Annotated in this window: 23 protein-coding genes; 14 read left to right on the top strand and 9 right to left on the bottom strand. The window is 68.1% G+C overall.

Translation table 11 applies throughout. The features are described 5' to 3' along the window. Positions 1-156 precede the first annotated feature (156 nt). Together V7Z98_RS12510 and V7Z98_RS12505 are read left to right on the top strand one after the other, a co-directional pair. Positions 157-2,217 carry a methyl-accepting chemotaxis protein gene (locus V7Z98_RS12510; protein ID WP_334158346.1) on the top strand — a complete coding sequence of 687 codons (2,061 nt, stop codon included), beginning with the start codon at positions 157-159 and terminating at the stop codon, positions 2,215-2,217. A 227-nt stretch (positions 2,218-2,444) separates the two neighbouring features. Further along, positions 2,445-4,418 carry a tetratricopeptide repeat protein gene (locus V7Z98_RS12505; RefSeq protein ID WP_334158345.1) on the top strand — a complete coding sequence of 658 codons (1,974 nt, stop codon included), beginning with the start codon at positions 2,445-2,447 and terminating at the stop codon, positions 4,416-4,418. Here V7Z98_RS12505 and V7Z98_RS12500 read toward each other — a convergent pair. The 4 genes from V7Z98_RS12500 to V7Z98_RS12485 all read right to left on the bottom strand — a co-directional run bounded on the left by V7Z98_RS12500 (position 4,410) and on the right by V7Z98_RS12485 (position 8,628). Further along, complete coding sequence (locus V7Z98_RS12500) at positions 4,410-5,099, bottom strand: hypothetical protein (protein WP_334158343.1); 690 nt, start codon at positions 5,097-5,099, stop codon at positions 4,410-4,412. The two genes, V7Z98_RS12505 and V7Z98_RS12500, sit on opposite strands and share 9 nt — an antisense overlap. A 154-nt stretch (positions 5,100-5,253) precedes the next feature. Further along, entirely contained in the window at positions 5,254-6,144 is an 891-nt protein-coding gene (locus tag V7Z98_RS12495) for a hypothetical protein (RefSeq protein WP_334158341.1), read from the bottom strand. A 546-nt stretch (positions 6,145-6,690) separates the two neighbouring features. Continuing rightward, a complete protein-coding gene (locus tag V7Z98_RS12490; RefSeq protein WP_334158340.1) occupies positions 6,691-7,443 on the bottom strand; it encodes a sulfite exporter TauE/SafE family protein in 753 nt (250 codons plus the stop codon). A gap of 288 nt (positions 7,444-7,731) precedes the next feature. Next, entirely contained in the window at positions 7,732-8,628 is an 897-nt protein-coding gene (locus tag V7Z98_RS12485; RefSeq protein WP_334158339.1) for a LysR substrate-binding domain-containing protein, read from the bottom strand. A gap of 102 nt (positions 8,629-8,730) precedes the next feature. On the opposite strand from V7Z98_RS12485, the gene V7Z98_RS12480 reads away from it, so the two are divergent. From V7Z98_RS12480 to V7Z98_RS12470, 3 genes are all read left to right on the top strand, one after another. Then, positions 8,731-9,963: an MFS transporter gene (locus V7Z98_RS12480; RefSeq protein ID WP_334158338.1), complete on the top strand. Its 1,233-nt coding sequence runs from the start codon at positions 8,731-8,733 to the stop codon at positions 9,961-9,963. Positions 9,964-10,011: 48 nt separating this feature from the next. Continuing rightward, on the top strand, positions 10,012-10,443 hold the full coding sequence (locus tag V7Z98_RS12475) for a PaaI family thioesterase (RefSeq protein WP_334158337.1): 432 nt from the start codon (positions 10,012-10,014) through the stop codon (positions 10,441-10,443). A 93-nt stretch (positions 10,444-10,536) separates the two neighbouring features. Further along, positions 10,537-11,670 carry a hypothetical protein gene (locus tag V7Z98_RS12470; protein WP_334158336.1) on the top strand — a complete coding sequence of 378 codons (1,134 nt, stop codon included), beginning with the start codon at positions 10,537-10,539 and terminating at the stop codon, positions 11,668-11,670. A 125-nt stretch (positions 11,671-11,795) separates the two neighbouring features. Here the strand turns inward: V7Z98_RS12470 and purM are convergent, their stop codons facing one another. Beyond that, a complete protein-coding gene (gene purM / locus V7Z98_RS12465; protein ID WP_293264266.1) occupies positions 11,796-12,857 on the bottom strand; it encodes a phosphoribosylformylglycinamidine cyclo-ligase in 1,062 nt (353 codons plus the stop codon). Between the two features lie 188 nt (positions 12,858-13,045). Between purM and hda the strand changes: the two genes are divergently transcribed. The 9 genes from hda to panD all read left to right on the top strand — a co-directional run bounded on the left by hda (position 13,046) and on the right by panD (position 19,818). After that, entirely contained in the window at positions 13,046-13,693 is a 648-nt protein-coding gene (gene hda / locus V7Z98_RS12460; RefSeq protein ID WP_334158334.1) for a DnaA regulatory inactivator Hda, read from the top strand. 17 nt (positions 13,694-13,710) lie between these two features. Continuing rightward, a complete protein-coding gene (locus tag V7Z98_RS12455) occupies positions 13,711-14,382 on the top strand; it encodes an HAD family hydrolase (RefSeq protein ID WP_334158333.1) in 672 nt (223 codons plus the stop codon). A 145-nt stretch (positions 14,383-14,527) separates the two neighbouring features. Further along, positions 14,528-15,904 carry a polynucleotide adenylyltransferase PcnB gene (pcnB, locus tag V7Z98_RS12450; RefSeq protein ID WP_334158332.1) on the top strand — a complete coding sequence of 459 codons (1,377 nt, stop codon included), beginning with the start codon at positions 14,528-14,530 and terminating at the stop codon, positions 15,902-15,904. 59 nt (positions 15,905-15,963) lie between these two features. Next, positions 15,964-16,584 carry a 2-amino-4-hydroxy-6-hydroxymethyldihydropteridine diphosphokinase gene (gene folK, locus V7Z98_RS12445; protein WP_334158330.1) on the top strand — a complete coding sequence of 207 codons (621 nt, stop codon included), beginning with the start codon at positions 15,964-15,966 and terminating at the stop codon, positions 16,582-16,584. Next, positions 16,581-16,961, top strand: coding sequence for a DMT family protein (locus V7Z98_RS12440; protein WP_293264276.1), 381 nt, complete (start codon positions 16,581-16,583; stop codon positions 16,959-16,961). The genes folK and V7Z98_RS12440 overlap by 4 nt, the downstream gene beginning before the upstream one ends. Before the next feature lie 11 nt (positions 16,962-16,972). After that, positions 16,973-17,653, top strand: a complete 681-nt coding sequence (locus V7Z98_RS12435; protein WP_293264278.1) for a deoxynucleoside kinase — start codon at positions 16,973-16,975, stop codon at positions 17,651-17,653. A gap of 3 nt (positions 17,654-17,656) precedes the next feature. Next, complete coding sequence (gene panB, locus V7Z98_RS12430; protein WP_334158329.1) at positions 17,657-18,469, top strand: 3-methyl-2-oxobutanoate hydroxymethyltransferase; 813 nt, start codon at positions 17,657-17,659, stop codon at positions 18,467-18,469. Positions 18,470-18,499: 30 nt separating this feature from the next. Beyond that, positions 18,500-19,348, top strand: coding sequence for a pantoate--beta-alanine ligase (panC, locus tag V7Z98_RS12425; RefSeq protein WP_334158328.1), 849 nt, complete (start codon positions 18,500-18,502; stop codon positions 19,346-19,348). Positions 19,349-19,437: 89 nt separating this feature from the next. After that, positions 19,438-19,818, top strand: coding sequence for an aspartate 1-decarboxylase (panD, locus tag V7Z98_RS12420; RefSeq protein WP_293264284.1), 381 nt, complete (start codon positions 19,438-19,440; stop codon positions 19,816-19,818). A 330-nt stretch (positions 19,819-20,148) separates the two neighbouring features. Here panD and V7Z98_RS12415 read toward each other — a convergent pair whose 3' ends face one another. Genes V7Z98_RS12415 through V7Z98_RS12400 form a run of 4 tightly spaced genes read right to left on the bottom strand, consistent with a single transcriptional unit; the run spans position 20,149 to position 24,460 of the window. After that, the gene (locus V7Z98_RS12415; protein ID WP_293264286.1) at positions 20,149-21,318 is read right to left on the bottom strand and encodes an ABC transporter permease; all 1,170 of its coding nucleotides are present in this window, start codon (positions 21,316-21,318) and stop codon (positions 20,149-20,151) included. Between the two features lie 10 nt (positions 21,319-21,328). After that, on the bottom strand, positions 21,329-22,483 hold the full coding sequence (locus tag V7Z98_RS12410; protein ID WP_293264288.1) for an ABC transporter permease: 1,155 nt from the start codon (positions 22,481-22,483) through the stop codon (positions 21,329-21,331). 1 nt (position 22,484) lies between these two features. Further along, entirely contained in the window at positions 22,485-23,270 is a 786-nt protein-coding gene (locus V7Z98_RS12405; RefSeq protein WP_293264290.1) for an ABC transporter ATP-binding protein, read from the bottom strand. Further along, positions 23,267-24,460, bottom strand: coding sequence for an efflux RND transporter periplasmic adaptor subunit (locus V7Z98_RS12400; protein ID WP_334158325.1), 1,194 nt, complete (start codon positions 24,458-24,460; stop codon positions 23,267-23,269). The genes V7Z98_RS12405 and V7Z98_RS12400 overlap by 4 nt, the downstream gene beginning before the upstream one ends. Positions 24,461-24,626 lie beyond the last annotated feature (166 nt).

Raw genomic sequence — 24,626 nt, 5'->3', positions numbered from 1 at the left:
GCACGGTTTTTACCCGGGATTTACCCCCCTCATCGCCCCCATCTTGCGACAGATCAAAACGCTGTCTTGCAAAACCTGGCATAAGCCCAGCAGGGCGATGACATCGCCATCCATACAAAACACTGGCCGAACACGGCCACCCGGGAGGAGACGCCCATGACCGCATTGCCCCCGCCGCCCCAGGGCGGCAGCCCCGGCACGCCCCGTGCCGGCGCGCCCCGTCCGAGGCGCGCTTCCGTTGCCGCCAAACTCAGCCTGATCCTGGCGGCCAGCCTCACCGTGCTGCTGCTGGCCGCCGCCTACGGCCTGTCCCAGTTCCTCAGCGCCAAGCTCGAAGCCCGGGCCCTGGAATCCCTCAAGGCCACCAACCGCACGGTGATCGACATGATCGACGCCTACAACGGCGGCCTGACCCAGACGGTGGAACGGCTCGGCCGGGTGTTCGCCAGCCACTACCCGGAAGCCTTCTCCGTGGACGGCGACGGCGTCCTGCATCACGGCCGCACCCCGATCACCGCCCGGGACACCGCCATCCCCGACCGCTTCACCGCCGTGGCCGGCACCCCGGCCACGGTGCTCACCCGGCGCGGCGACGACTTCCTGCGCACCTCCACCTCGATCGCCGACGAAAAGGGCCAGCGCGCCTCGGACGTGCCCCTGGGCGCCAGCCACCCGGCGGTGCCGAGCCTGCTCAAGGGCCAAACCTACACCGGCAAGGCCAAGATGCTGGGGCGGGATTTCATGACCCACTACATCCCGATCAAGGATGCCGCCGGCCAGGTGATCGGCGCCTTCTTCGTCGGGCTGGACTTCACAGACGGCCTGGTGGCGCTGAAGAAAAAGGTGCTGGCGATCCGCATCGGCGACACCGGCTACCCCTACGCGGTGGACACCGCCGGGGGCCGGGCCGTGCTGTCGATCCACCCGGCCAAGGAAGGCACCGACCTGCACGATGCACGGGACAGCGACGGCAAGACCTTCATCCAGGACATGCTGCGTCAGGGCGACGGCGTCATCACCTACTGGTGGCAGAACCCGGGCGAGGCCGATCCCCGGGAAAAAGTGGTGGCCTTCGACCGCTACGCCCCCTGGGGCTGGACCATCGCCTCGGGCAGCTACCTCAACGAATTCAACGAAGAAGGCCGCCGCACCGGCCAGGGCCTGATGCTGGTGGCCCTGCTGTTCGTGCCGCTGGTCTTCCTGATCGTCTGGAGCGCCGCCCGGCGCTGGGTGGCCCGCCCCCTGGAAGCGGCGGTACGGGCGGCCAACCGGGTGGCCGAAGGCGACTTCACCGCCCGGGTCGAAGCCGCCGGCCGGGACGAGATCGGCGACCTGATGGCCGCCCTGGCGGCCATGATCAAGCGCCTGGGCGGCACCATCACCGGAGTGCACCAGGCCGCCGGGGCGGTGGCCAGCGACGCCGGCCAGCTGCGCACCTCCGCCGGCCGGGTGGCCCAGAGTTCGGAGGAGCAGAACGACGCCGCCACCTCCATGGCCGCCGCCGTGGAAGAAATGAGCGCCAGCATCGCCCTGATCGTCGAGCACGCCGAAGAGGCCCACGCCATCTCCAGCCACTCCGCCGAGGTCTCCCAGGAAAGCTCGGCCACCATCCAGCAGGCGGTGGGAGCCATGAACAGCATCGCCGACACGGTGCGCCAGGCCTCCGGCACGGTGGAGCAGCTGGGCCGGGAATCGGAGGACATCTCGGCCATCGTCAACACCATCAAAGAGATCGCCGACCAGACCAACCTGCTGGCCCTCAACGCCGCCATCGAGGCCGCCCGGGCCGGGGAAGCGGGCCGGGGCTTCGCCGTGGTGGCCGACGAGGTGCGCAAACTGGCCGAGCGCACCAGCCAATCCACCCACGAAATCGGCGCCATGATCGAGCGCATCCAGAACGGCACGCGGGCCGCCGTGGCGAGCATGAACCAGGGGGTAGACCAGGTGGCCGGCGGCGTGGAGCTGGCCGCCGCCGCCGACGCAGCCATCAACCGCATCCGTGAAGGCTCGGCCCAGGTCACCGCGGCAGTCGCCACCATCACCGCCGCCATCCAGGAACAGAGCAACGCCAGCGCCAGCGTCGCCCAGGGCCTGGAAAAGATCGCCGGCATGACCGAACGCAACACCACCGACGCCCAGCAAAGCGCGGCGGCGGCGGAAGAACTGAATGCCGTGGCGGCACAACTGCGCAGCACGGTGGAGCAGTTTCGGGTTTAGGCATTGCCAGAATGCGCGCCCCGGAAACCTAGGCAGGGCAAGGGGTTTCATGTGGTCATTTTGAAAGTCCGCGCCAGTACTTGCTCTTAGGGAACATGCTTTGGAGATCGAGGATCTGGCGCGGATTTTGCCGAATTCATCTGTAGCATCCATCACAAATGACATAATCCCAACGTACTTTTTGCCACTTCACATCCTTTAAGTGGCCATCTCCTCACGAACAATCCATGCTTAAACGTATCCTCGCCGCTTTACGTGGCACAAAAAAAGCACCCACAACCTCATCTCAGATCGCGCCTTTTACTCCCACGATTGACGCCAACGAGGAGTTGATTACGGTCTTCGACGCCTATGGACGCGAGATCAAAATCACGCGCCCCGAGTGGCGTGACAAAGTTTTCCTGCCGAACCTACAACAGAAGTGGAACGAAGCTGACGAGCTCTATAGCCTGATCGTCTCAGGCCTCAACGACGGTTTTGCGTCTGACCTGCTGCCGGCGTCTGAACGCTTGCTGGAAATCGACAACGATCTCGCGCGCAGCTACGCGATCCGCGGCATCGTGCTCATGAAAAACGGTCTCTTAGACGCAGCAGAAGACACGTTGCGAGAGGGAATAACGAAAGTCGGCAAAACCGGTGCTCTGCTAACCAACCTGGCCAAGGTATTTACTGAACGCGGCCATCAGGCCGACGCGGACGAAACCCTCTGGCAAGCAGTACAAACTGACCCGAATCTGGACAACGGTCTACTCTGGTGGGCCGCTATCCAGCGAGAGCGCAGTGGCGAAGCCGGCTATCTGCATGCCTTACGTACTGCAGCAGCGCTGCCGGGCAGTTGGCGCGCGAAGCTTTGGTTGGCGCGCCTCCATATAGAACGCGGGGAGGTCGACACGGCTCGTGCTCTGTATGGTGAAGTGCTGGCAGATGGCTTATACGACGGCAGCGCGCTAACAATGATCTCCGGTGACTTGGGCAGAAATGGCCAAATTCCACTGATTCTGGAACTGGTCGGTCCTGTATACGATGAGCACAAACACGACCCGATAACGGGTCTCAACCTGCTGCGCACTTATCAGGAGCTCTGCAAGGCAGATGAAGGCGAGGTTCTACTCAATCGCATGTACGCACTTGGCTTGGCACCGTTCAAGCAGCACCTCGACCAATTCGCACAAGCCTTTCAAGAAATCCGCAAGCAAGCCGCACAAAGCACGCAAGTCGATCCGGACACTCTGAAAGTCACCACCCTCGCCCTGAACCAACCGATATGGCACTACGGTCTGCGCAATGCTGACTGGCTCTTCGCGCAAAAGCCAGAAACCGCACCAGGAGTGGGCTTCTTTGCATTGTCAAAACTCATGGACGGCAATGAACGTGCCGAATATCAGCGTGAAGACGATCTTGGTCGCTTAACCCGCGCTATTCCGCTCTATCTGGCCGAGGCAGCGCATTACTGGAGCGACTATGCGACTAGCTGCTACATCATGGTCGTTGAAGAAGGAGGCCCAGTTGTCTCGGGGGGCGAAACTGATGGCAATGCCCTCTTCGATATTGTGCCGCCTGAAATGAAGTACTTCGTAACCGGGGAAATTGGCAGTTCCGGCGAAGGAGATGCCACTCAGTGGCAGATTTCCCTGAGCCTCTGGGATTGCAGTACGCGCACTAAGCATGCCAGCGAAAGCAGCAAGGGGATGCAGACAGAGCTCGGTGCCATGGTACTTGCACTGGAGGCGCGCTTATTAGCGCATATCGGCCTTAAACGCGAACACGCACTGGACGCGTTCTATCAGCACCTGAGCACCGAGGCCATGCCTGCATATCTGGCCGCCCTTGGTCAGGCTTTCACGCTGACGCTGCTAGCTAACGAACATATGCCTAAGTCCAGCTTGTGGGGCGAGCGCACCATGCTCGACTGGCCCCTCAATATGGCACTTCATTGGCCTACGGTAGAAGTATCGAAGCTGATGTATTTTTCCGGGCTGGGCAAAGCGCTTGATTACAAATCCGACGTACTTCCGGAATACAAGGAACGCAGCCTGCAGCTACTGCGTGATGCCGAGCAGTCGAACAGCCCCGCCAAACGATTGGCGCCCCTCGTGTGGAAAATGTTCGGTATGACCGAAGAGTTTCAAGAGCACCTCCAGAATCAGTCGGCCGATGCACCATCTACGTATCAGGCATGGCTACAAAGAGTATCAGGGTGATGGGAAGTCCCCCCCTCTCATCCCCGCCACCTCAATCAACTGGATAACGCTCCACCCCACCCCAAGGAGCAGCAATCGGGTGTGCAAGGCATCGCGTACCGGCTCTTCCACCACCCGACCCAGGTAGCACGGCGGCTTGGCGGAGACGTCCACATAGCCCAGCGGGTGGCGACGCCCCAGGGCATGCCACAGGGCGTGGGCGCCGGGGGATTGGCGGGCGCCGCTGACGAGGCAGAAGCCTTCGCCTAGGGCCCATTCGTAGACGGCGGTGCATAGTCCCCGGCGCTGGTAGGCCGGGGCGTATTTGGAGTGGGGGGAGCGCAGGTAGGGGTCGGCGCGGCGGCCCACTTCGACCAGGCGGTTGAACACGGTGTAGCCGGCCAGGCAGCCGTTGCAGGTGTCCTGCACATAGACGTAGTGCTCGCCGTCGGCTTCCCGGTGGCGCAGCACCAGCCCGGGGGCGGGGCCGGGCAGGGTCGCGCAGTCGTGGAGGGGGTCGCCCGGGGTGCCCAGGCGGCGGTGCAGGGTGTCGAGTTCGGCCACCAGGGTGGCCGGGCTGGGCTGCACGTCGATGCGCAACTCCAGGGGTTTCCAGCCCAGACAGGCCCAGGGGGGCCAGGCAATGGACAGGAGCGGCAGGGAAGGGAGCGATGGAAACAGGGTCACGGGCAAGGCAGTCATGGCGGCTCCTGGCAGGGGAAAACGGTTTTGGGGGTTGCGGGGCGGCGCTCCGGGGACGAGCGGCGGCGCCGGACCTGGGTCCGGGCGGGGCCGGGCAGTCCCATCGCCCGCCCCCAGTTCATCCCGCGCATCCCGTACGTTTCGGACATTCCGCTCAGACCGGGCAGGCGCCGGCCCAGCAGCCGCTCATCAGGGCCACGGGTCGGACCACGGCACAGACCCGGGCGCTGGCGTCCCAGGATTCCACCGCCACGTCCAGCCCGGCGAAGATGCCAAAGCCGCTGCCGGCGCGGATTTCGCCCTGGGCGTGCAGGCTCTCGCCGGCCCGGATCGCCCCCTCGGCCGCCATGTCGCCGCCGGCCCGGATGCCCCAGCCGGCTTCCAGGTGCCGAGCGGCGCGGATGTCGCCGCCGGCGACGATGCCGCTGCCGGCGCGCACCGTGTCGGCCCCGGCGATGCTGCCGCCGGCGCGCAGGCTCTTGCCGCAATAGACCGGCCCGGCCACCACCAGGTCCTGGCCCACATGGGCGCTGCCGTCCACCCGCAGATCGCCCCCCACCTGGACATCCCAGGCGGCGCGCAGGTCGCCGCCCACGGCCAGGTCGGCGGCGCAATCCACGCCCCATTCCACCCGCAGGTCGCCGCCCACCCGGGCCGCGCCGTCGCAGCGCAGGCCGCCACCGGCCTTCACGTCCTCGCCGGCCACCAGGGCGGTGCCGGCGCGGATGCTGCCGCCGGCGACGATCGAACGACCGGCCCGGATCAGGGTGTCGGCCTCGATGTTGCCGCGCACCTCCAGGGTGCCGGCGAAGACGATGGCGTCCGCCCCCAGGCTATCCACCGCCAGCACCCCGTCGGTGGGACCGAACTGGTCGAGCAGCCAGCAGGCGTCGTTGACCCGGCCGGCGGCGACCAGGGCGTCGAGCAGTTCCTGGTAGTTGCTGCCCTCGTGGTGATGGCGGATGAACCAGCGGAAGCCGTCGGCGCAGGGGCGCTTGGCTTTGACGAAGTTCTTGGTGATGTCGAAGGTTTTGGCGAGATCCATGGCGGTCCCCGTAAGCCCGGTGCGCCGGCCAAAGCAAGGGGCGGCGCGGGGCGGGATGTGGCGGTGGGCAGCCCGGAAGGGGTCGGGCGGATCGGGCGGGTCCGGATGGAAGGGTGCCGTGGCGGCCAGGGCCGCGGCGATCCGGGATCGGGGCGCCGGCGTGGCGGACGCTCCCAGGCTGCACGTTGAACAAGGGGCGGTGCGCGCAAAAGCGGCCGCGGCCTTGGGCAAGGCGCCGTGCGGGGGGAGAAAGCGGGCCGGTCAGCCCTGGTGGGTGCCCCGCACGGCCTTGGAAAGCACTGCGGGTGACCCTGGAGCGGCGAAGGCAGGTGCGGGGATGAGGCTCCACTGGCGCGGCCGACGGCAAAGCCGGCGCCCACCGACCGTCACGCCGCGGCGGGCGTACCGGAGGTCGGTGGCAGGAGCGAGGGGCATCTGCGGAGTGAGAGGGGCAAGGCGGGTGAAGCGGAAGGCCGGAGTCTACGCCATCGGCGCCGTTCGGGCCAGCCGGCCCCGGCCATCCCGCCCGCCACCTCCCTAGCTACCCTAGCCGCGCTGCATCAGCTGCGGCAGCGACGAGGCAAGCAGGACCACCCCGGACAGGGCCAGCAGGCCCAGGACGATGCGGCGGAACAGGGCTTCGCTGATGCCGGCGTAGAGCCGCGCGCCCAGCAGGGTCGGCACCAGCACGACGGCAGCCACCACGGCGAAGAGCGGCACCATGCTGGGGGTGACGACACCGGTGGCCAGGTAGGTGCCCATGGTCACCAGGAGCACGGACAGGTTGAAGTTCTGGATGATCGACCGCTGCACGTCCTTTTCGTAGCCGCGCAGGGTGCACCACAGCGTCGGCAAGGTGCCGGAAAGCCCACCCAGGCCGCCCAGGATGCCGCCCGCCAGCCCCACCACGCCGTCGGCCAGGCGCCCACCGGCGCTGATGCCGGGCAGGCGGCCGATCACCAGCATCGCGGGGCTCCAGGTCACCAGCAGCGCCCCGAGGGCGACCTTGAACCAGAGCACATCCAGGCGCGGCAGCAAGGCCACCCCGAGGGGGATGCCCACGAGCCCGCCCAGCACGAACGGCCACAGGCGCGTCAGGTCGAACCCGCGCCGCACGGTGACGGCGGCCAATATCTGGCCGACGAGGGAGCCGAACACCACCAGCGTCGCCGCCAGCCGGGGGTCCAGCACCCAGACCCAGAACGACATGGCCACCAGCCCGAAGGCGAAGCCCGACAGCCCTTGCACGAAGCCGGCCACCACCGCGCCGATGACGACGACGAAAAATCCCGATTCCATGACCACTGTCGAATCTGTCCCCTGACCCCGTCCCCATGCCGCCGCGCCGTCCTGGCGCGGACCAGGCAAATGGAACCCCCGCATTCTGACATTCTTCGGCCGCCCCCCGCCGCCCCCACCTTTGTGGCAGGCCGCGCCCCATACGCCCACAACTCGCCCACAACTCGCCCACAACTCGCCCGCAGCTCCGTGGCCGGCATTGGAGCGGACTCGGTGCCTGGGGCCTGGACTCTCGCCCCGTCCCATTGCACCCCGCCCCATTGCCCCCAGCCCCCTGCGCCTCCGGTTTCAGGCGCCGGCGTCGCGGCCGGCCTCGGCGATGAACCAGGCCTTCACCGCCGCCGCCGCGGGCCGCAGGGCCTGGGTCCGGGGATGGACCAGGTAGTAGCCGTTAACCAGGGGCAGGGGGCAGTCGAACGGCTCGACCAGGGTGCCGGCGGCCACTTCCTCGCGCACCAGCAGGGGGCTGGTGAGGACCAGGCCCTGGCCCTGGCGGGCGGCCTCGATGGCGGTCAGGCTCTGGTCGAAGTGGATGCGCGGCAGGGCCATCGCCTGGGCGCCCCCCAGGCCGGCGAAGCGGGCCAGCCAGCGTTCCCAGTGGGCGTGCATGGTGGTCACCAGCAAGCTGGCCCGGGCCGCGTCGGCCGGCGCCGCCAGGGCCAGGGCCGCCGCGTAACCGGGGGCGCAATACACCCGAGCCTCGTCGTCGTAGAGCCGGGCGGTTTCCAGGCGGTGGTCGTTGCCGTCGAAGTAGCGGATCGCCAGGTCGATGGCCTCCCGCTCGAAATCCACCAGGGCGGCGGTGGCGTTGAGGTGCAGTTGCAGGCCGGGGTGGGCGGTGAGCAGCCCGGCCATGCGGGCGGTGAACCACTTGGCGGCGAAGCTGGGGGGCATGGACAGCCACACCCCGGCGCTGCGGCTGTCGCGCAGCTTCTGGCTGGCGTCGGCGATCTGGGCCAGGGCCGGCTGGATGCGCGCCCAGTAGGCCAGGGCCTCGGGGGTGGGGTGGATGGCGCGCACCTGGCGGATGAACAGGGCGGCGCCGAGCCAGGCTTCCAGCTTCTGGATCTGCTGGCCGATGGCCCCCGGGGTGACCGACAGTTCCGCCGCGGCAACAGAAAAACTATTGCTGCGCATGACGGCATCGAAAGCTACTAAGGACTTTAGCGGTGGCAGCGGTTTCATGGCATAGAAAATCTATCGCATAACGCATATTAAATCAGTTGTCGCAGCGCACAACGGCCACCACAATCAGAGCGTCGCCTTCGCGGTTTTCGAGGTCCCCGCATGTTCCACTCACTGCGCCAGCCCCGCGTGCTGGCGGTCACCCTGGCCGCCGCCGGCATCCTCATGGTCACCATGGGCATCCGCCAATCCTTCGGCCTGATCGTCAGCCCCCTCAACACCTCCACCGGCCTGGGCATCGCCACCATCAGCTTCGCCCTGGCCCTGGGCCAGTTCGCCTGGGGGGCGATCCAGCCCATCGCCGGCGCCGTGGCCGACCGCTACGGCCCCCGGGGCGTGCTCATCGCCGGCATCCTCGTGCTCGCCCTGGGCTGCGCCCTCACCCCCTTCGCCACCAGCGGCTTCGCCCTGGCCGTGACCCTGGGGCTGCTCGCCTCCATGGGTTCCGGCGCCGGCAGCTTCTCGGTGCTGATCGGCGCGGCGGCCCAGCGCCTGCCGCTGGAATCCCGGGGGGCGGCCTCCGGGGTGATCAACGCCGGCGGCTCCTTCGGCCAGTTCGTCTTCGCCCCGATCCTGCAAAAGCTGATCCAGTCCTTCGGCTGGATGGGCGCCCTGTGGGCCATGGCCGTCGCCACCCTGGCGGCCCTGCCCCTGGTGGGCAAGCTGACCGGGCCCAGCCACGCCGCCGACACGGCCCACGGCCACGGCGGCGCCAGCCAGGACAAGGGCCTGGGCGCCGCCGTGCGCGAGGCTCTGGCCGACCGCAGCTACCTGCTGCTGCACGCCGGCTTCTTCACCTGCGGCTTCCACATCGCCTTCCTGGTCACCCACCTGCCCGGGGAGATCGACCTGTGCGGCCTGCCCCCCTCGGTGGCCAGCTGGTCCCTGGCGATCATCGGCCTGGCCAACATCGCCGGCAGCCTCTACGCCGGCGGCTGCATCGCCCGCTACCGCAGCAAGCACGTGCTGGCGGCCATGTACGCCTCCCGGGCGGTGCTGATCGGCGCCTACCTGCTGATGCCGCGCACCGAGTGGGCCTATTACCTGTTCGCCGCCGGCTTGGGCGTCACCTGGCTGGCCACCGTGCCGCCCACGGCGGCCATCGTCGGCAAGCTGTTCGGCACCCGCTACCTGGCCACCCTGTTCGGCCTGACCCTGCTCTCGCACCAGATCGGCGGCTTCCTCGGCGCCTGGCTGGGGGGCCTGGCGGTGACCCGCTTCGGCGACTTCACCTGGATGTGGTACGCCGACATGGTGCTGGCAACCCTGGCCGCCCTGGCCAACCTGCCGATCAAGGAAGCCCCGGTGCTGCGCCCGGCGGCCCAGCCGGCCTGACCGTTCAATTCATCCCCGCCCCGACAGCACTTATAAGGAGACCCACCCATGAGCCGTCTGCGCCCCGAAATTTCCGTCGCCGAACTCAACGCCCGCGGCGGCGAGTACCTGCCGGGCTTCCTCGGCGTCGAGATGGTCGAGCTGGCGGAAAAGCGCCTCACCAGCCGGATGCCGGTGAAGAAGCTGCACTTCGCCCCCAACGACTTCCTCCACGCCGCCAGCATCGTCGCCCTGGCCGACACCACCTGCGGCTACGCCACCATCGCCCACCTCCCCGAAGGTGCCGAATCGTTCACCACCATCGAACTGAAGAGCAACCACCTGGGCACGGTGCGCGACGGCGCCGTGGCCTGCGTCGCCACCGCCCAGCACCTGGGCCGCACCACCCAGGTGTGGGATGCGGTGGTCTCCGACGAAACCACCGGCCGCACCATCGCCCTGTTCCGCTGCACCCAGATGATTCTCTGGCCGAAGGGGTAAACACACACCAATTCGACATTGTCATCGCCAGGCAAGAGGTGGGCAGGCTATCCTTAGCCCTGCCTACTTCTATTCACCCTCGCCAATCACGCGATGACCTACTTCGTCGATATTTTCTCGGTAGATACTTACGAGCACTTTTCCGGTACATCCAAGACCATTGCCGGCTTCCACCCGAATCGACGTGCGTGGATCGCCAAGATCAAGCCCGGCGACAAGATCCTGTGTTACCTCAAAGGGTTGTCCTGTTGGGTCGGTTTGCTTGAGGTGACGGGCCCGATGACCGAAGCACAAGCGGGCAATGAGCCCTTCAGTGAATACTCACTGCAATTCCCCGTACTGCCGCGCATCTGGTTGCAAAGAGGCTCGCTGCTGCCGATCAAACGCCCCGACGTCTGGACCGCCCTCTCGTTCACCCAGGACGTTGCTCCCGGCGCGGGTGGGTGGAACGGAGGTCTGCGCAGCAGCGGGGTGCGATTGACGGATAGCGACGGCGAAACGCTCGCCGCCTTGCTCGCTCAGCAGGCACAGGCACCGCTTCCCGACGAAATCACGGCAGATACGTGGGACAAGCATCGCACCCTGACGATGACCAACGCCCAGGGGCGCGTGGTGGCGGTACAAATTCCTACGGCCGAACCGAATACGGAAACGACTCTCACGGCGGCCTTGCCTAGCGCCGAATCCGACGAGCCTTTAGCCCAGGCCCGCACATCCCACAAGATGCAGGCCTTGCTCGCGGACATCGGTAACGCTATGGGCTTTCAAGTCTGGATTCCCAAGGCCGACAAGGAAGCGGTCCGTGCTGCAATGAGCACCACGGAGCTGCTGACTAGCCTGCCTTCGACGCAGTTCACCGAGCCCACCGCCAAGACCATTGAACAGATCGATGTGCTCTGGCTACAAAAGAAAGCCATCGTCCGCGCCTTCGAGGTCGAACATACGACGGCCGTCTATTCTGGAATCCTGCGCATGGCCGACCTGCTGGCGCTACAGCCCAACCTCAGCACGAAACTGCATATCGTGGCTCCAGATGAACGGCGCAAGAAGGTCTTTCAGGAACTGATGCGCCCTGCCTTTTCTATTTTTGCCCAAGGGCCGTTGTCCGAGCTTTGCACGTATCTCCCCTACGAGAAAATCCAAGAGCTCGCTGAAAACCCCACGCTGGAATACCTCAAGCCTGAAGTTCTCGACAAATATGCAGAGCGTGCCGAAGAGGCGGAGTAACCCCCCTGTGAGCCAAAAGTAGCAAAAACGCCAAGGGCGGCCCGGAAGTAATTCCGGGCCGCCCTTGGCGTTTGGGGCGCTGCTACGCCGGCCAGGCCGGCGTAGCGTGCAGACTTGGAACCTGCTTAGCGCACCTGGGTCTGGTGCTCGTCGCCGTTGCGGGCGCGGATGGTGCCGATCTGCCAGACGGCTTCGCCGGCGGCTGCCAGGGCGGCCTGGGCGGCGGCGGCCTGGGCGGCCGGGACCACGATCACCATGCCGATGCCGCAGTTGAAGACGCGGTGCATCTCGTCTTCGGCCACGTTGCCTTCGGCCTGGAGCCACTGGAACAGCTTGGGACGGGGCCAGGCGGACTTGTCCAGGTCGGCCACCACGTTGTCGGGCAGGACGCGGGGCACGTTCTCGGTGAGGCCGCCGCCGGTAATGTGGGCCAGACCCTTGACGGCCTCGGGCATGGCGGCGAGCAGGGCCAGCACCGACTTCACGTAGATGCGGGTGGGGGCCATGATGGCGTCGGCCAGGGTTTTGTCGCCGTCGAACTTGGCATCCACGTCCGGGTTGGAGCGGGCCAGAATCTTGCGCACCAGGGAGTAGCCGTTGGAGTGGGCGCCGGAAGAGGCCAGGCCGAGCACCACGTCGCCGGGGACGATGGTGGAGCCGTTGATGATCTTGGACTTTTCCACGGCGCCGACGGCGAAGCCGGCCAGGTCGTATTCGCCGTCCGGGTACATGCCCGGCATCTCGGCGGTTTCGCCGCCGATCAGGGCGCAGCCGGCCTGTTCGCAGCCGGCAGCGATGCCGCCCACCACCCGGGCGGCGGTGTCCACGTCGAGTTTGCCGCAGGCGAAGTAGTCGAGGAAGAACAGGGGCTCGGCGCCCTGGACCAGGATGTCGTTCACGCTCATGGCCACCAGGTCGATGCCCACGGTGTCGTGGCGGGCCAGCTCGAAGGCCAGCTTGAGCTTGGTGCCAACGCCGTCGGTGCCGGACACCAGCACCGGCTCCTTGTATTTCTTGGGCACCTCGAACAGGGCGCCGAAGCCACCGATGCCGGCCATGACCCCTTCCCGCAGGGTCTTTTTCGCCAGGGGCTTGATGCGGTCGACCAGGGCGTCGCCGGCGTCGATGTCCACGCCGGCGTCACGGTACGAGAGCGAGGAGGAAGAGGAAGGAGTCTGTTGGGTCATGGCGAAGCGGACGAAAATGAAGTCGGAAGGGGCACCGCGCGGGCGAGGCGCCCGGCGGGCTGACTGGATGGAAGGATGAACGTGGGAGGCGGGATGTTAGAATCCGGCCCTCGGCACCCTTGCGGCCAGCCCCCTGAAAACGCGTGATTTTAGCTCAAAACCCCGCTCCCCCCCAGCCAGCCCTCCCCATGCGTCAACTGCTCCTCGACCTGATGCCCGCGGCACGGCCCACCTTCGACAACTTCGTCGCGGGCGGCAACGCCGAGTTGCTGGCCGGCTTTCACAGTTGGCTGGGCGAGCGCAGCCGGGAACCCCTGTTCTACATCTGGGGCGAGACCGGCAGCGGCCGCACCCACTTGCTGCGCGCCAGCGGCGCGGTGTACCTGGATGCCGCCGCCGACCCGGCCCTGGCCGTCTGGCCCGATGATGTTCCCTTCGTCGCCGTGGACAACGTGGACGCCCTGGACGCCGCCGGCGAGCAGGCCCTGTTCAACGGCTTCAACCGACTCAAGGCCGAAGGCGGCAAGCTGCTGGTGGCGGCCCACCAGCCCCCCGCCGCGGTGGGTCTGCGCGAGGACCTGCGCACCCGCCTCGGCTCCGGCCTGATCTACCGGGCCCAGGTGCTTTCCGACGCCGAGAAGGGCGCTGCCATCGCCGCCCAGGCCGCCGCCCGGGGCCTGGCCCTGCCCGATGGGGCGGTGGACTACCTGCTGCGCCACGCCCCCCGGGACATGGGCTCCCTGTCGGCCATCGTCGTCGCCCTCGACCGTTTCTCCCTGGAGCGCAAGCGCCCGATCACCCTGCCCTTGCTGCGCGAAGTGCTCCACTCGACCTGATTCAGACTCAACGCCCCATGGAACTTGCCCTCTTCGACCTCGACAACACCCTGCTCTCCGGCGACTCGGACTACGAGTGGGCCCAATTCCTGATCGGCAAAGGCGCCGTGGACGCCGAAATCCAGGAAGCCAAGAACAAGGCTTTCTACGAGCACTACAAGGCCGGCACCCTGGACATCGACGAATTCCTCGCCTTCCAGCTCGCCCCCCTGGCCCGTCACGAGCGGGCCGAACTGGACGCCTGGCACGCCGAATACGTGGCCAGCCGCATCCGCCCCCTGATCGGCGCCCCGGCCCGGGAACTGGTGGCCCGCCACCTGGACGCCGGCCACCTGTGCGCCATCGTCACTGCCACCAATTCCTTCGTCACCGGCCCCATCGCCCGGGAATTCGGCATTCCCCACCTGATCGGCACCATTCCGGAGGTGGACGTGCCCAGCGGCCGCTTCACCGGCGCCCCCACCGGCATTCCCTCGTTCCAGGCCGGCAAGATCACCCGGGTCGAAGCCTGGCTCGAATCCCAGGGCCTGTGGTGGGGTAGCTTCGCCAAGACCTGGTTCTACAGCGACTCCCACAACGACCTGCCGCTGCTGGAAAAGGTCAGCCACCCGGTGGCGGTGGACCCGGACCCGACCCTGCGCGGCCGTGCCGAGCGGGACGGCTGGACCGTGCTCACCCTGCGCGGCTGACCCGCCGGGGTGCATACCGTGCCGCCCACATTGCCGCTTACCAAGCGCCCCGCTCCGGCGTACACTGCGCCCCATTTTGTGCACTGCACGGATCGGCCGCCCGTTACATGCTGACCGGCGCCCCACCGACCCAGAATCCACCACGATGATCCGCAAGCTGATTACCCGTGCCATCACCCGCATCCGCGGCCCGAAAGGGGCCACGGCCCTCGTCACCGAGGCCGCCCGGATTGGCCGGTCCTCCCACGGCATAGACCGGGACCAGCTCTCCTACGGCGGCCGCCGCGTCTGCGAGGTGCTCCAGGAGAACGGCTTCGAGGCCTTCGTCGTCGGCGGCGCGGTGCGCGACCTGCTGCTCAGGCGCGACCCCAAGGACTACGACGTGGCCACCAACGCCACGCCGGAACAGGTCAAGCGCTGCTTCCGCCGCGCCCGCATCATCGGCCGGCGCTTCCAGATCGTGCACGTGGTGATCCGCGACGAGATCATCGAGGTCACCACCTTCCGCGGCCTGCACGATTCCGAGACCGACGAGCACGGCCGGGTGCTGCGCGACAACGTCTTCGGCAGCCAGGCCGAGGACGCGGCGCGACGCGACTTCACGGTCAACGCCCTGTATTACAACCCGGCGGACGAAACCATCCTCGACTACCACCATGGCGTGGCCGACCTGAAGCAGAAGACCCTGCGCATGATCGGCGACCCGGCGGTGCGCTACCGGGAAGACCCGGTGCGCATGCTGCGCGCCGTGCGCCTGGCGGCCAAGCTGGGCCTGGTGATCGACCCGGCGGCGCGCCGGCCGATCCGCGAGATGTCCGACCTGATCGAGAACATCCCGGCGGCGCGCCTGTTCGACGAGATGCTCAAGCTGCTCACCTCGGGCTACTCGCTGCAATGCCTCAAGCAGCTGCGCGACGAGGGCCTGCACCACGGCCTGCTGCCGCTGCTCGACGTGATCCTGGAGCAGCCCCGGGGCGAGAAGTTCGTCAAGCTGGCCCTGGAAGCCACCGACCGGCGGGTCAAGGAAGACAAGCCCATTTCCCCGGGCTTCCTGTTCGCCACCCTGCTCTGGCATGAAGTGCTGGCCCAGTGGGACAAGAACCTCAAGCGCGGCGAGCGGCGCATCCCGGCCCTGATGGCGGCCATGGACCAGGTGCTGGAGAAGCAGTGCCAGAAGCTCGCCATCACCCGGCGCATCGCCGGCGACATCAAGGAAATCTGGATGCTCCAGCCGCGCTTCGAATCCCGCGCCGGCAAGCGCCCCTTCCTGCTGCTCGACCAACCCCGCTACAAGGCGGCCTACGACTTCCTGCTGCTGCGCACCGCCTCCGGCGAGGTGGAGCAGGAACTGGCCGACTGGTGGAGCGCCTTCATGGCCGCAGAGTACGACGAGCAGCAAGCCATGCTGGTGCCCGACAAGAAGGGCGAGGGCGACGGCGCCAAGAAGCGCCGCCGCCGGCGCAGCAACAACCGCAAGGGCGGCGGCGACGGCGCCGGCTCCCCCGAGCAAGCGCCCCAGTGAGCCACGGCGGGGCCCGCGGCCCCGCCCGCCACCCGCAGCCCCTCCCCTCCGGCATTGCCATGGCCGATCTTTCCCTTTCTTCCCCGCTCCTGCCCCACCGGGCCTTCGTCGCCCTGGGAGCCAACCTGGGCGAGCCGGCGGCCCAGGTGCACGCGGCCCTGGCCGCCCTCGACCAGCTGCCCGGCTGCCGCCTGGCGGCGGCCTCCAGCCTGTACCGCACCGCCGCCATCACCGCCAACCCGGGCGAAGTCCAGCCGGACTACATCAACGCCGTGGCCGAGCTGGCCACCGACCTGCCGCCGCAAGCCCTGCTGGCCGCCCTGCTGGCCCTGGAATCCGCCGGCGGGCGCACCCGCCACCACAGCCATCCGCGCTGGGCGCCGCGCACCCTGGACCTGGACCTGCTGCTCTACGACGGCCTGGCCGGCCTGTGGCCGGCGGTGCCCGCCTCGGCCACGGCGGAGGCGGCCTCCGCCGATAACGGCACAGACCTGGCGGCCGACCTCGCCGCCGGCGCCCTGCCCACCCTGCTGCTGCCCCACCCGCGCCTGCACCTGCGCGCCTTCGTGCTCACGCCCCTGGCCGAGATCGCCCCGGACCTGGCCCTGCCCGGCCGAGGCACGGTGGCCGCCTGGCTGCCGGCGGTGCGCCTGCAACAGATCGAACGGCTGCCGGCATGACCCCGTTCCAGAACGCCGCCGCCCTGGTCATGGACGCCCCGGTGATCCTGCGCACCGTGCTGTTGCTGTCGGCATCCAACGTGTTCATGACCTTCGCCTGGTACGCCCACCTGAAGAACCTGGCGGACCGTCCCTGGTGGCTGGCGGCCATGGTTTCTTGGGGCATCGCCCTGTTCGAGTACCTGCTCCAGGTGCCGGCCAACCGCATCGGCGCCAGCCAGCTCAGTCTGGCCCAACTCAAGATCCTCCAGGAAGCCATTACACTCACCGTCTTCGTGCCCTTCGTGGTCTTCTACATGAACCAGCCCCTCAAGCTCGACTACCTGTGGGCGGCCCTGTGCCTGTGCGGGGCGGTGTACTTCATCTTCCGCTCGTGACTGGAGCGCCCATGGCCGGAATCCACATCCCTTCCTCTCCTTCGTCTCCCCTTGCCCAGGCCCGCCACATCGTGGTGGAAGGCCCCATCGGCGCGGGCAAGAGCACCCTGGCCCGGCGTCTGGCGGAGCACCTGAACGCCCGCCCGGTGCTGGAAGACCCGGAGGCCAATCCCTTCCTCGGCCGCTTCTACCAGGATCGGCACCGCTACGCCCTGCCCACCCAGTTGCACTTCCTGCTCAAGCGCCACGACCAGTTGGCCGCGTTGCAGGAGCACCTGCTGCCGGCGGAGGCCACCCCGGTGGTGTGCGACTTCCTGGCCGACAAGGACGCCCTGTTCGCCCGCATCAACCTGAGCGACGAGGAACTGGCCCTGTACCAGCGCCTGAGCGAGCGTTCGCCCCTGCCCCAGGTGACGCCCGACCTGGTGATCTTTCTCCAGGCCGCGCCGGAAAACCTGATCGCCCGGGTGCGCCGCCGCGCCAGCGCCAGCGAACGCACCGTGGACGACACCTACCTGGTGCGCCTGGCCGATGCCTACAGCCACTTCGCCTACCACTACGACGCCTGTCCGGTGATGATCGTCAATTCCGACAATCTCAACTTCGCCGACCGGGACGACGATTTCCACCTGTTGCTGGAGCGGCTCGGCCAGCAGCGCAGCCACCGTGAATTCTTCAACCTGGGAGGTTGATCCATGTCCGTGCACGTCGATACCCGCCGCCTGACCACCGCCGACCTGGCCAAGATGAAGGCCGCCGGCGACAAGATCGCCATGCTGACCTGCTACGACGCCAGCTTCGCCCGCCTGTGCGACGACGCCGGCGTCGAATCCCTGCTCATCGGCGATTCCCTGGGCATGGTGCTGCAAGGCCACGATTCCACCCTGCCGGTGACCCTGGCCGACATCGCCTACCACACCGCCGCCGTGGCCCGGGGCTCGAAGCGCGCCCTGATCATCGCCGACATGCCCTTCGGCACCTCCCAGGTGACCCCGGAGGACACCTTCCGCAACGCCGTGCCCCTGCTCGCCGCCGGCGCCCAGGTTGTGAAGATCGAGGGCGGCGTGGAAATGGCCGCCACGGTGCGCTTCCTCACCGCCCGGGGCGTGCCGGTGTGCGGCCACATCGGCCTCACCCCCCAGTCGGTGCACCAGCTGGGCGGCTACCGGGTCCAGGGCAAGGGCGACGCCGCCGCCGAGCGGCTCAAGGCCGACGCCCTGGCCCTCCAGGAAGCCGGCGCCAGCCTGATCGTGATCGAAGCCGTGCCCGAGGCCCTGGCCCGGGAACTGACCGACCTGCTGGCCATCCCCACCATCGGCATCGGCGCCTCCGCCGGCTGTTCCGGCCAGGTCCTGGTACTGCACGACATGCTCGACCTGTCGCCGGGCAAGAAGGCCCGCTTCGTCAGGAATTTCATGGTCGGCCAGCCCTCGGTGGGCGCCGCCCTCGCCGCCTACGTGGCCGCGGTGAAGGATGCCTCCTTCCCCGGCCCGGAACACTGTTACTGAGCCGCCAGGCCGCTTTCACCACTTTCCATCATGCAAGTGATCTCCAGCATCCCCGCCCTGCGCGAAGCCCTCGCCGGGCGCGGCCGCGTCGTCCTGGTACCGACCATGGGCAACCTCCACGCCGGCCACATCTCCCTCATGGAGCAGGCCCACGCCCACGGCGACACCGTGGTGGCGAGCATCTTCGTCAACCGCCTGCAGTTCGGCCCCAACGAGGATTTCGACAAGTACCCGCGCACCTTCGAGGCCGACTGCGCCAAGCTGCGCGGGGCGGGCGTGGACATCCTGTTTGCCCCCACCGAGGCCGATCTCTATCCCGAGCCCCAGACCGTCCAGGTGGACCCGGGCCCGGTCCAGGAGCTGCTGGAAGGCGAATGCCGCCCCGGCCACTTCCGCGGCGTCGCCACGGTGGTGCTCAAGCTGTTCAACGCCGTCCAGCCCGCCGTGGCCCTGTTCGGCAAAAAGGACTACCAGCAGCTGATGGTGATCCGCCACATGGTGCGCCAGCTGGCCCTGCCGGTGACCATCGTCGGCGGCGACACGGTGCGCGCCGACGACGGCCTGGCCCTGTCCTCGCGCAACGGCTACCTGAGCGAGGCCGAACGGGCCGAGGCACCGCGCCTGGCGCACACCCTGAACGCCTTGCGCGACGCCGTGCTGGCTGGCGAGCGGGACTACGCCAAGCTGGAGCGTGAAGCCGCCGCCGCCCTGGATGCCGCCGGCTGGCAGACCGACTATGTTGCGTTGCGACAACAGTCCGACCTGCGCGCCCCGGCCCCCGGCACCGCACCAGGAACCGGCGCAAACGCCGCGCCGCTGGTGGTTCTCGCCGCGGCCCGCCTGGGCAAGACGCGACTCATTGATAACCTTGAGATTTGATGAGGTTTTTTTGCAACAACTGAGCCGTTGACAGCGAGGGGTAGGCTATTACAATGCCCCCTCCCCAACCTTCGGCATAGGGAAACGCCATGCAACGCACCATGCTCAAGTCCAAGCTGCACCGCGTCACCACGACGCACTCCGAGCTCCATTACGAGGGCTCCTGTGCGATCGACGAGGATCTGCTGGACGCGGCCAACATCCGCGAATACGAGCAAATCGACATCTGGAACATCAACAACGGCGAGCGCTTCACCACCTACGCCATCCGCGCCGAACGCGGATCGGGCGTGATCTCGGTGAACGGCTCCGCCGCCCGTCGTGCCGCCCCCGGCGACCTGCTGATCATCGCCACCTTCGCCGTCTTCGACGAGGCCGAACTGGCCCGTCACGAGCCGGACCTGGTGTACGTCGATTCCCAGAACCGCATGGTGCGCCACAGCAAGCAGATTCCGGTTCAGGCCGCCTGAGCGCCGCCCGGCCCCGCGCCGGGAGACTCACCAGCGCCAGCCGCCCAACGCCCCGCCCCGTGCGGGGCGTTTGCTTTTGGGGATTCCACGCGTCAACGCGTTGCGGCGTCGGCCGGGGGAAAGCGGCCCGCGCCAAATGCGGCGGGCGCAGCGAATGCCCAAGCCGCTCACGCCCCGATACTTGAAAAAAATTAATACATCCGACCCTTGGAAAAACCAAGGTCCGCGCCAGTAGCCGAGTTTCCCGAAGCGAGCCCCGGGAAACATGAAGAAAATTCAAGTATCCGGCGATACCCAAACCTGCGGGCGCCCCCCGTGTGGGGCGCCCGGCTACGCGGCGCGCAAGGCGTCGACGATGTTCAGCCGGGCCGCCCGGAAGGCGGGCAGGAAGCCGCCGACGAAGCCCATGAACAGGGTGAAGGCCAGGCTCTTGGCGACGATGGCCGGAGTCAGGGTGAAGGAAAAAGCCAGCTCGGCGAAGGACTGCCAGTTCATGGTGGAGATGGTCACCAGCTGCATGAACGAGGCCAGCACCAGCCCGGCGGCCCCGCCCACCAGGGCGAGCAGCAGGGATTCGCCGAGGAAGGCGAAGAGGATGCTGCTGCGGCGAAAGCCCAGGGCGCGCAGGGTGCCGATCTCGCCGACCCGGCTGGCCACGGCGGCGTACATGGTGATCATGGCGCCGATCACCGCGCCGATGGAAAAGATCACCGACAGGGTCAGCCCGAGGATGCTGATGAACTTGGACAGGGTTTCCGACTGGTCGGCGTAGAAGCGGGTCTCGCGCTTGGCCTCCAGGGTCAGGCGCGGGTCGGACTCGATGGCCGCCTTGACCGCGGCAAAGCGCCCCGGGTCGGCCAGCTTGAACACCATCGACGAGTAGGCGGTGCGGCGGAAGGACTGCATCAGGGTGTCGGCGTCGCCCCAGATTTCCGAATCGAAGCCGGTGCGGCCGGCGTCGAACACCCCCACCACGCGCCATTCCTGGCCGCCGAAGCGCAGCCGCTCGCCCAGGCCGGCGTTGGTGAAGCGCTCGGCGATGGCCCGGCCGGCGACGATCTCGTTGCTGCCTGGGCGGAACATGCGCCCGGCCACCAGGCGCACCTGGGGACGCAGCTCGTGGCCCAGGGGGCCGACGCCGCGGATGATGACGTTGGCCGGCTTGGTGGTGCCACGCTTGTAGAGGGAGATCAGCACCACCGATTCCTTGGACGCCAGGGACCGGCCGCCAGCCCCCAGGGCCACCTCGGGCAGGCTCTCGACGATGGCCGCCTGGACCCGCTCGACGCCGCTCTGCACCTCGGTTTCGGCCGAGCGGCGGATCACCACCACGTTGTCGTCGCTGCCGGTGGCCACCAGGGTGGTGCGCAGGCCCTCGTCGAGCATCAGCACGGCGGCGAAGACGAACACCACCAGGGCCATGCCACCGGCGGTGAGGGCCGTGGTCAGGCGCCGCGCCCACAGGTTGCGCAGGGAATAAGTGAGGGGCAGGGTCAGCATTCCACGTGCCTCACGCCACCGCCCGCAGGCCGTCCACGATACGGATGCCCATGGCCCGCCGCGCCGGCAGCGCCGCCGCCAGCAGCCCCACGCCCAGGGCGCAGAGCAGTTGCAAGGCCACCGTCTCGGCGCTGACGTTGAACACCGGGAACAGGGTGCCCACGGCCTGGGCGAACACCGCCGCCAGGGGGAAGGTCAGGGCCACGGCGATCAGGCCGCCGGCCAGGGCGATGGCCGCCGATTCGCCGACGATCAACCCGACGACGAAGCCGGGCGAAAAGCCCAGGGCCTTCAGGGTGGCGTACTCGGCGGTGCGCTCGCGCACGGTCATGGCCATGGTGTTGGCCATCACCGCCAGGATGATGACGATGACCAGGTAGGACACGGCGCGGATGGCCACCACGATGGCCTCGGTCATGGAGACGAAGGACAGCTGGAAGGCCTTCTCGGTCTCGGTCAGGGTCTCGGCGCTGGTGTTCTTGAACTCGGCGTCGATGCGGCTGCTGATCTCCGCCGCCCGGGCCGGGTCGTCGATCTTCACCACGTACACGCCGATCTGGTTGGCCCGGCGCGGAATCTGGCGGGTGATGGTCTCGTTCACATAGCTCCAGTGGAAGAGCATCTGGCTCACGTCGGTCTTGGCCTCGCGCCCGTGGTAGATGCCGCGCACGACGAATTCCCAGGTGCCGGGGAAGATGGTGCCCTTCAACTGGATGGTGTCCCCCACCTTGAAGCCGTAGGTGGCGGCCAGCTTGCTGCCGACGATGCAGCCCTTGCGGTCGCGCAGGAAGTCGCGCCGCTCGGCCTCGCTCAGCACGAACTCCGGGTAGAGGTCGAGAAAGGTGTCGGCCTCCACGGCGAACTGGGCGAAGAAGTTCTTCGGCTCCTTGTAGATGCCGCCGAACCAATTGGAATGGGTGATGCCCACCACCCCGTCCACCCGGCGGATCTTCTCCCGGTAATTGACGGGCAGAGGGAAGACCAGGGAAATGGCGTTGCGCGTCACCAGCCGGGCGTTGGAGGCGCCCTCCGCCCCGGCGTACCAGGCGTCCACCACGGTGGACAACAGGCCAAAAGCGGTCACCGCCACGGTCAGCCCGGCCAGGGTCAGCAGGGTGCGCAGGCGGTGGCGGAAGGCGTTGCGGAAGGCCAGGACGAGCAGCACGTCAGTACGCTCCCCCGCTGCCGTCGGAGGCGCCGGACAGCCCGCCGGCAACGCCATCCCCCAGCTCCTCCCGGGCCGACAGGGCGCCCTTCTCCAGGTGCATGATGGCGTGGGCGTGGCCGGCGGCGTGAGGGTCGTGGGTGACCATCACGATGGTCTTGCCCAGCTCCCGGTTGAGCCGTTGCAGCAGGCGCAGGATGTCGTGGGCCGATTCCCGGTCCAGGTCGCCGGTGGGCTCGTCGGCGACGATCAGCACCGGGTCGGTGATCAGGGCCCGAGCGATGGCCACCCGCTGCTGCTGGCCGCCGGAAAGCTCGCTCGGCGTGTGGTCCATGCGCTCGGCCAGGCCGACCATGGCCAGGGCCGCCGCCGCCCGCTCGCGCCGCTCGGCGCGGGAGAGGCGGGTGAGCAGCAGGGGCAGCTCCACGTTCTCCAGGGCGGTAAGCACCGGCATCAGGTTGTAGAACTGGAAGATGAAGCCGATGGTGCGCGCCCGCCAGTCGGCCAGTTCGGCCTCGCCGTAGGCGGCGATGTCCTCGCCGGCCACCCGGATCTCGCCGCTGCTAGCCCGGTCGATGCCGGCGATCAGGTTGAGCAGGGTGCTCTTGCCCGAGCCGGAGGGCCCCATCAGAGCGAGGAACTCGCCGGCGGCGATGTCGAAGCTGATGTCGGCCAGTACCGGCACCAGCTGCTGGCCACGCCGGTAGGCCTTGGCCACCCGGCGCAGCTGCACCAGAGGCGGCGCCGGGGGCGTTACCGGGGGCAACGTTGCGCGCTCTTGCGTCACTTGGCTTCCACCTTGACCCGGGCGCCGTTCTTGAGGTCGGCGGAGGGCCGGGCCACCAGCCGGGTGCCCGGCGCCAGCGCGTCGCCGCCCCGGGCGCTCACCGCCACCAGGTCGCCGTAGCGGCCGCCCAGGCGCACCGGCCGCTCCCGGGCCTGGCCGTCGCGCACCTCGAACACCACGGCGGCATCGCCCTCGCCGCGCACCGCGTCGTGATGCACGGCAGTGAAAGGTTGGCGCTCGTCGTCCTTCATCTCCCGGGAGAGGAAGGCCACCTTGGCGGCCATTTCCGGCAGCAGGCGCGGGTCGGGCTTGCCGTCCGGGGTGACGAACTGGACCTTGGCCAGCACCGTGGCCTTGGCCCGGTCCACCGTCGGCACCAGCCGCGACACCCGGCCGCGCAGGCGCTCATCGGGGAAGGCGTCGAGCTGGATTTCGCAGGGCTGGCCCACCTGGATCTTGGCCAGGTTGGCCTCGGACACGTCGGCTTCCACTTCCAGGCTGGCCATGTCGGCCATGGTCACCACCGCACCCTTGCTGTCGGTGGCCGAGGAGAAGGGGGTGATGACGTCGCCGACGTTGGCCGCCTTGGTCAACACCACCCCGTCGAAGGGCGCCCGGATCAGGGTCTGGTCCACCGCCACGTCGGCGGCGCGCTTGGCCGCCTGGGCCTGGGCCAGGGCGGCCCGGGCCTTGTTGAGGCGGGCCCGGGCGGTATCCACCGCCGAGGGTGAGATGAACTTCTTGGCGGCCAGTTCCTCGGTGCGGTGGAAGCTGATTTCGGCATCGGCCAGTTCGGCCCGGGCCGACACCACGTTGGCCCCGGCCTGGTCGGCCTGGGCGCGCACGTCGCTGTTCTCCAGCCGGGCCACCACCTGGCCCTCCTTGACCGGCGAGCCTTCGCGCACCCCCAGCCATTCGAGCCGGCCGGTGGCCTTGGAGGCCACGGCGGCCTTGCGCCCGGCCACCACGTAGCCGGCGGCGTTGAGGACGGTGACTGCCTGGTAGGGGTAGGCGGTGGTCACCGACAGGGTTTCCACCGGCACGGCACGCTGGCCGGCCAGGCCGACGGCCAGCACGGCGGCGACGGCCACGGCGCCGGCCACCCAGGGCCAGCGGCGGCGACGCGGACGGGCCGCCAAGGCGCCCCGGTCGATGGTCAGGCGGGAAAGGTCAAGCTTGTCGTCGGACATGAAAAGTCACCCGGGCGGGATCATGCCACCGCCCTGAAAGGGAAAAAAAGGGTAGGAAAAGCAGGTGCGCCGACTGCGGCGAAAAACCCTTCGACAAACCCGGGTTTTCCAGGCGCGGCAAGGCTTGGCGGGCCCCCAGCGGCGGCAATCGGCAGGGCTTCGGACG

The sequence above is a fragment of the Oryzomicrobium sp. genome, from assembly GCF_036820405.1.
Classification (GTDB): domain Bacteria; phylum Pseudomonadota; class Gammaproteobacteria; order Burkholderiales; family Rhodocyclaceae; genus Oryzomicrobium.
The sequence above is the reverse complement of the archived record's forward strand: the minus strand, read 5'-3'. Positions and strand labels throughout refer to the sequence as shown.

Bases quoted from the DNA above. Each gene is read 5' to 3' on its own strand.
- V7Z98_RS12510 (WP_334158346.1), top strand. From the start codon at position 157: ATGACCGCATTGCCCCCGCCGCCCCAGGGCGGCAGCCCCGGCACGCCC.
- V7Z98_RS12505 (WP_334158345.1), top strand. From the start codon at position 2,445: ATGCTTAAACGTATCCTCGCCGCTTTACGTGGCACAAAAAAAGCACCC.
- V7Z98_RS12500 (WP_334158343.1), bottom strand. From the start codon at position 5,099: ATGACTGCCTTGCCCGTGACCCTGTTTCCATCGCTCCCTTCCCTGCCG.
- V7Z98_RS12495 (WP_334158341.1), bottom strand. From the start codon at position 6,144: ATGGATCTCGCCAAAACCTTCGACATCACCAAGAACTTCGTCAAAGCC.
- V7Z98_RS12490 (WP_334158340.1), bottom strand. From the start codon at position 7,443: ATGGAATCGGGATTTTTCGTCGTCGTCATCGGCGCGGTGGTGGCCGGC.
- V7Z98_RS12485 (WP_334158339.1), bottom strand. From the start codon at position 8,628: ATGAAACCGCTGCCACCGCTAAAGTCCTTAGTAGCTTTCGATGCCGTC.
- V7Z98_RS12480 (WP_334158338.1), top strand. From the start codon at position 8,731: ATGTTCCACTCACTGCGCCAGCCCCGCGTGCTGGCGGTCACCCTGGCC.
- V7Z98_RS12475 (WP_334158337.1), top strand. From the start codon at position 10,012: ATGAGCCGTCTGCGCCCCGAAATTTCCGTCGCCGAACTCAACGCCCGC.
- V7Z98_RS12470 (WP_334158336.1), top strand. From the start codon at position 10,537: ATGACCTACTTCGTCGATATTTTCTCGGTAGATACTTACGAGCACTTT.
- purM (WP_293264266.1), bottom strand. From the start codon at position 12,857: ATGACCCAACAGACTCCTTCCTCTTCCTCCTCGCTCTCGTACCGTGAC.
- hda (WP_334158334.1), top strand. From the start codon at position 13,046: ATGCGTCAACTGCTCCTCGACCTGATGCCCGCGGCACGGCCCACCTTC.
- V7Z98_RS12455 (WP_334158333.1), top strand. From the start codon at position 13,711: ATGGAACTTGCCCTCTTCGACCTCGACAACACCCTGCTCTCCGGCGAC.
- pcnB (WP_334158332.1), top strand. From the start codon at position 14,528: ATGATCCGCAAGCTGATTACCCGTGCCATCACCCGCATCCGCGGCCCG.
- folK (WP_334158330.1), top strand. From the start codon at position 15,964: ATGGCCGATCTTTCCCTTTCTTCCCCGCTCCTGCCCCACCGGGCCTTC.
- V7Z98_RS12440 (WP_293264276.1), top strand. From the start codon at position 16,581: ATGACCCCGTTCCAGAACGCCGCCGCCCTGGTCATGGACGCCCCGGTG.
- V7Z98_RS12435 (WP_293264278.1), top strand. From the start codon at position 16,973: ATGGCCGGAATCCACATCCCTTCCTCTCCTTCGTCTCCCCTTGCCCAG.
- panB (WP_334158329.1), top strand. From the start codon at position 17,657: ATGTCCGTGCACGTCGATACCCGCCGCCTGACCACCGCCGACCTGGCC.
- panC (WP_334158328.1), top strand. From the start codon at position 18,500: ATGCAAGTGATCTCCAGCATCCCCGCCCTGCGCGAAGCCCTCGCCGGG.
- panD (WP_293264284.1), top strand. From the start codon at position 19,438: ATGCAACGCACCATGCTCAAGTCCAAGCTGCACCGCGTCACCACGACG.
- V7Z98_RS12415 (WP_293264286.1), bottom strand. From the start codon at position 21,318: ATGCTGACCCTGCCCCTCACTTATTCCCTGCGCAACCTGTGGGCGCGG.
- V7Z98_RS12400 (WP_334158325.1), bottom strand. From the start codon at position 24,460: ATGTCCGACGACAAGCTTGACCTTTCCCGCCTGACCATCGACCGGGGC.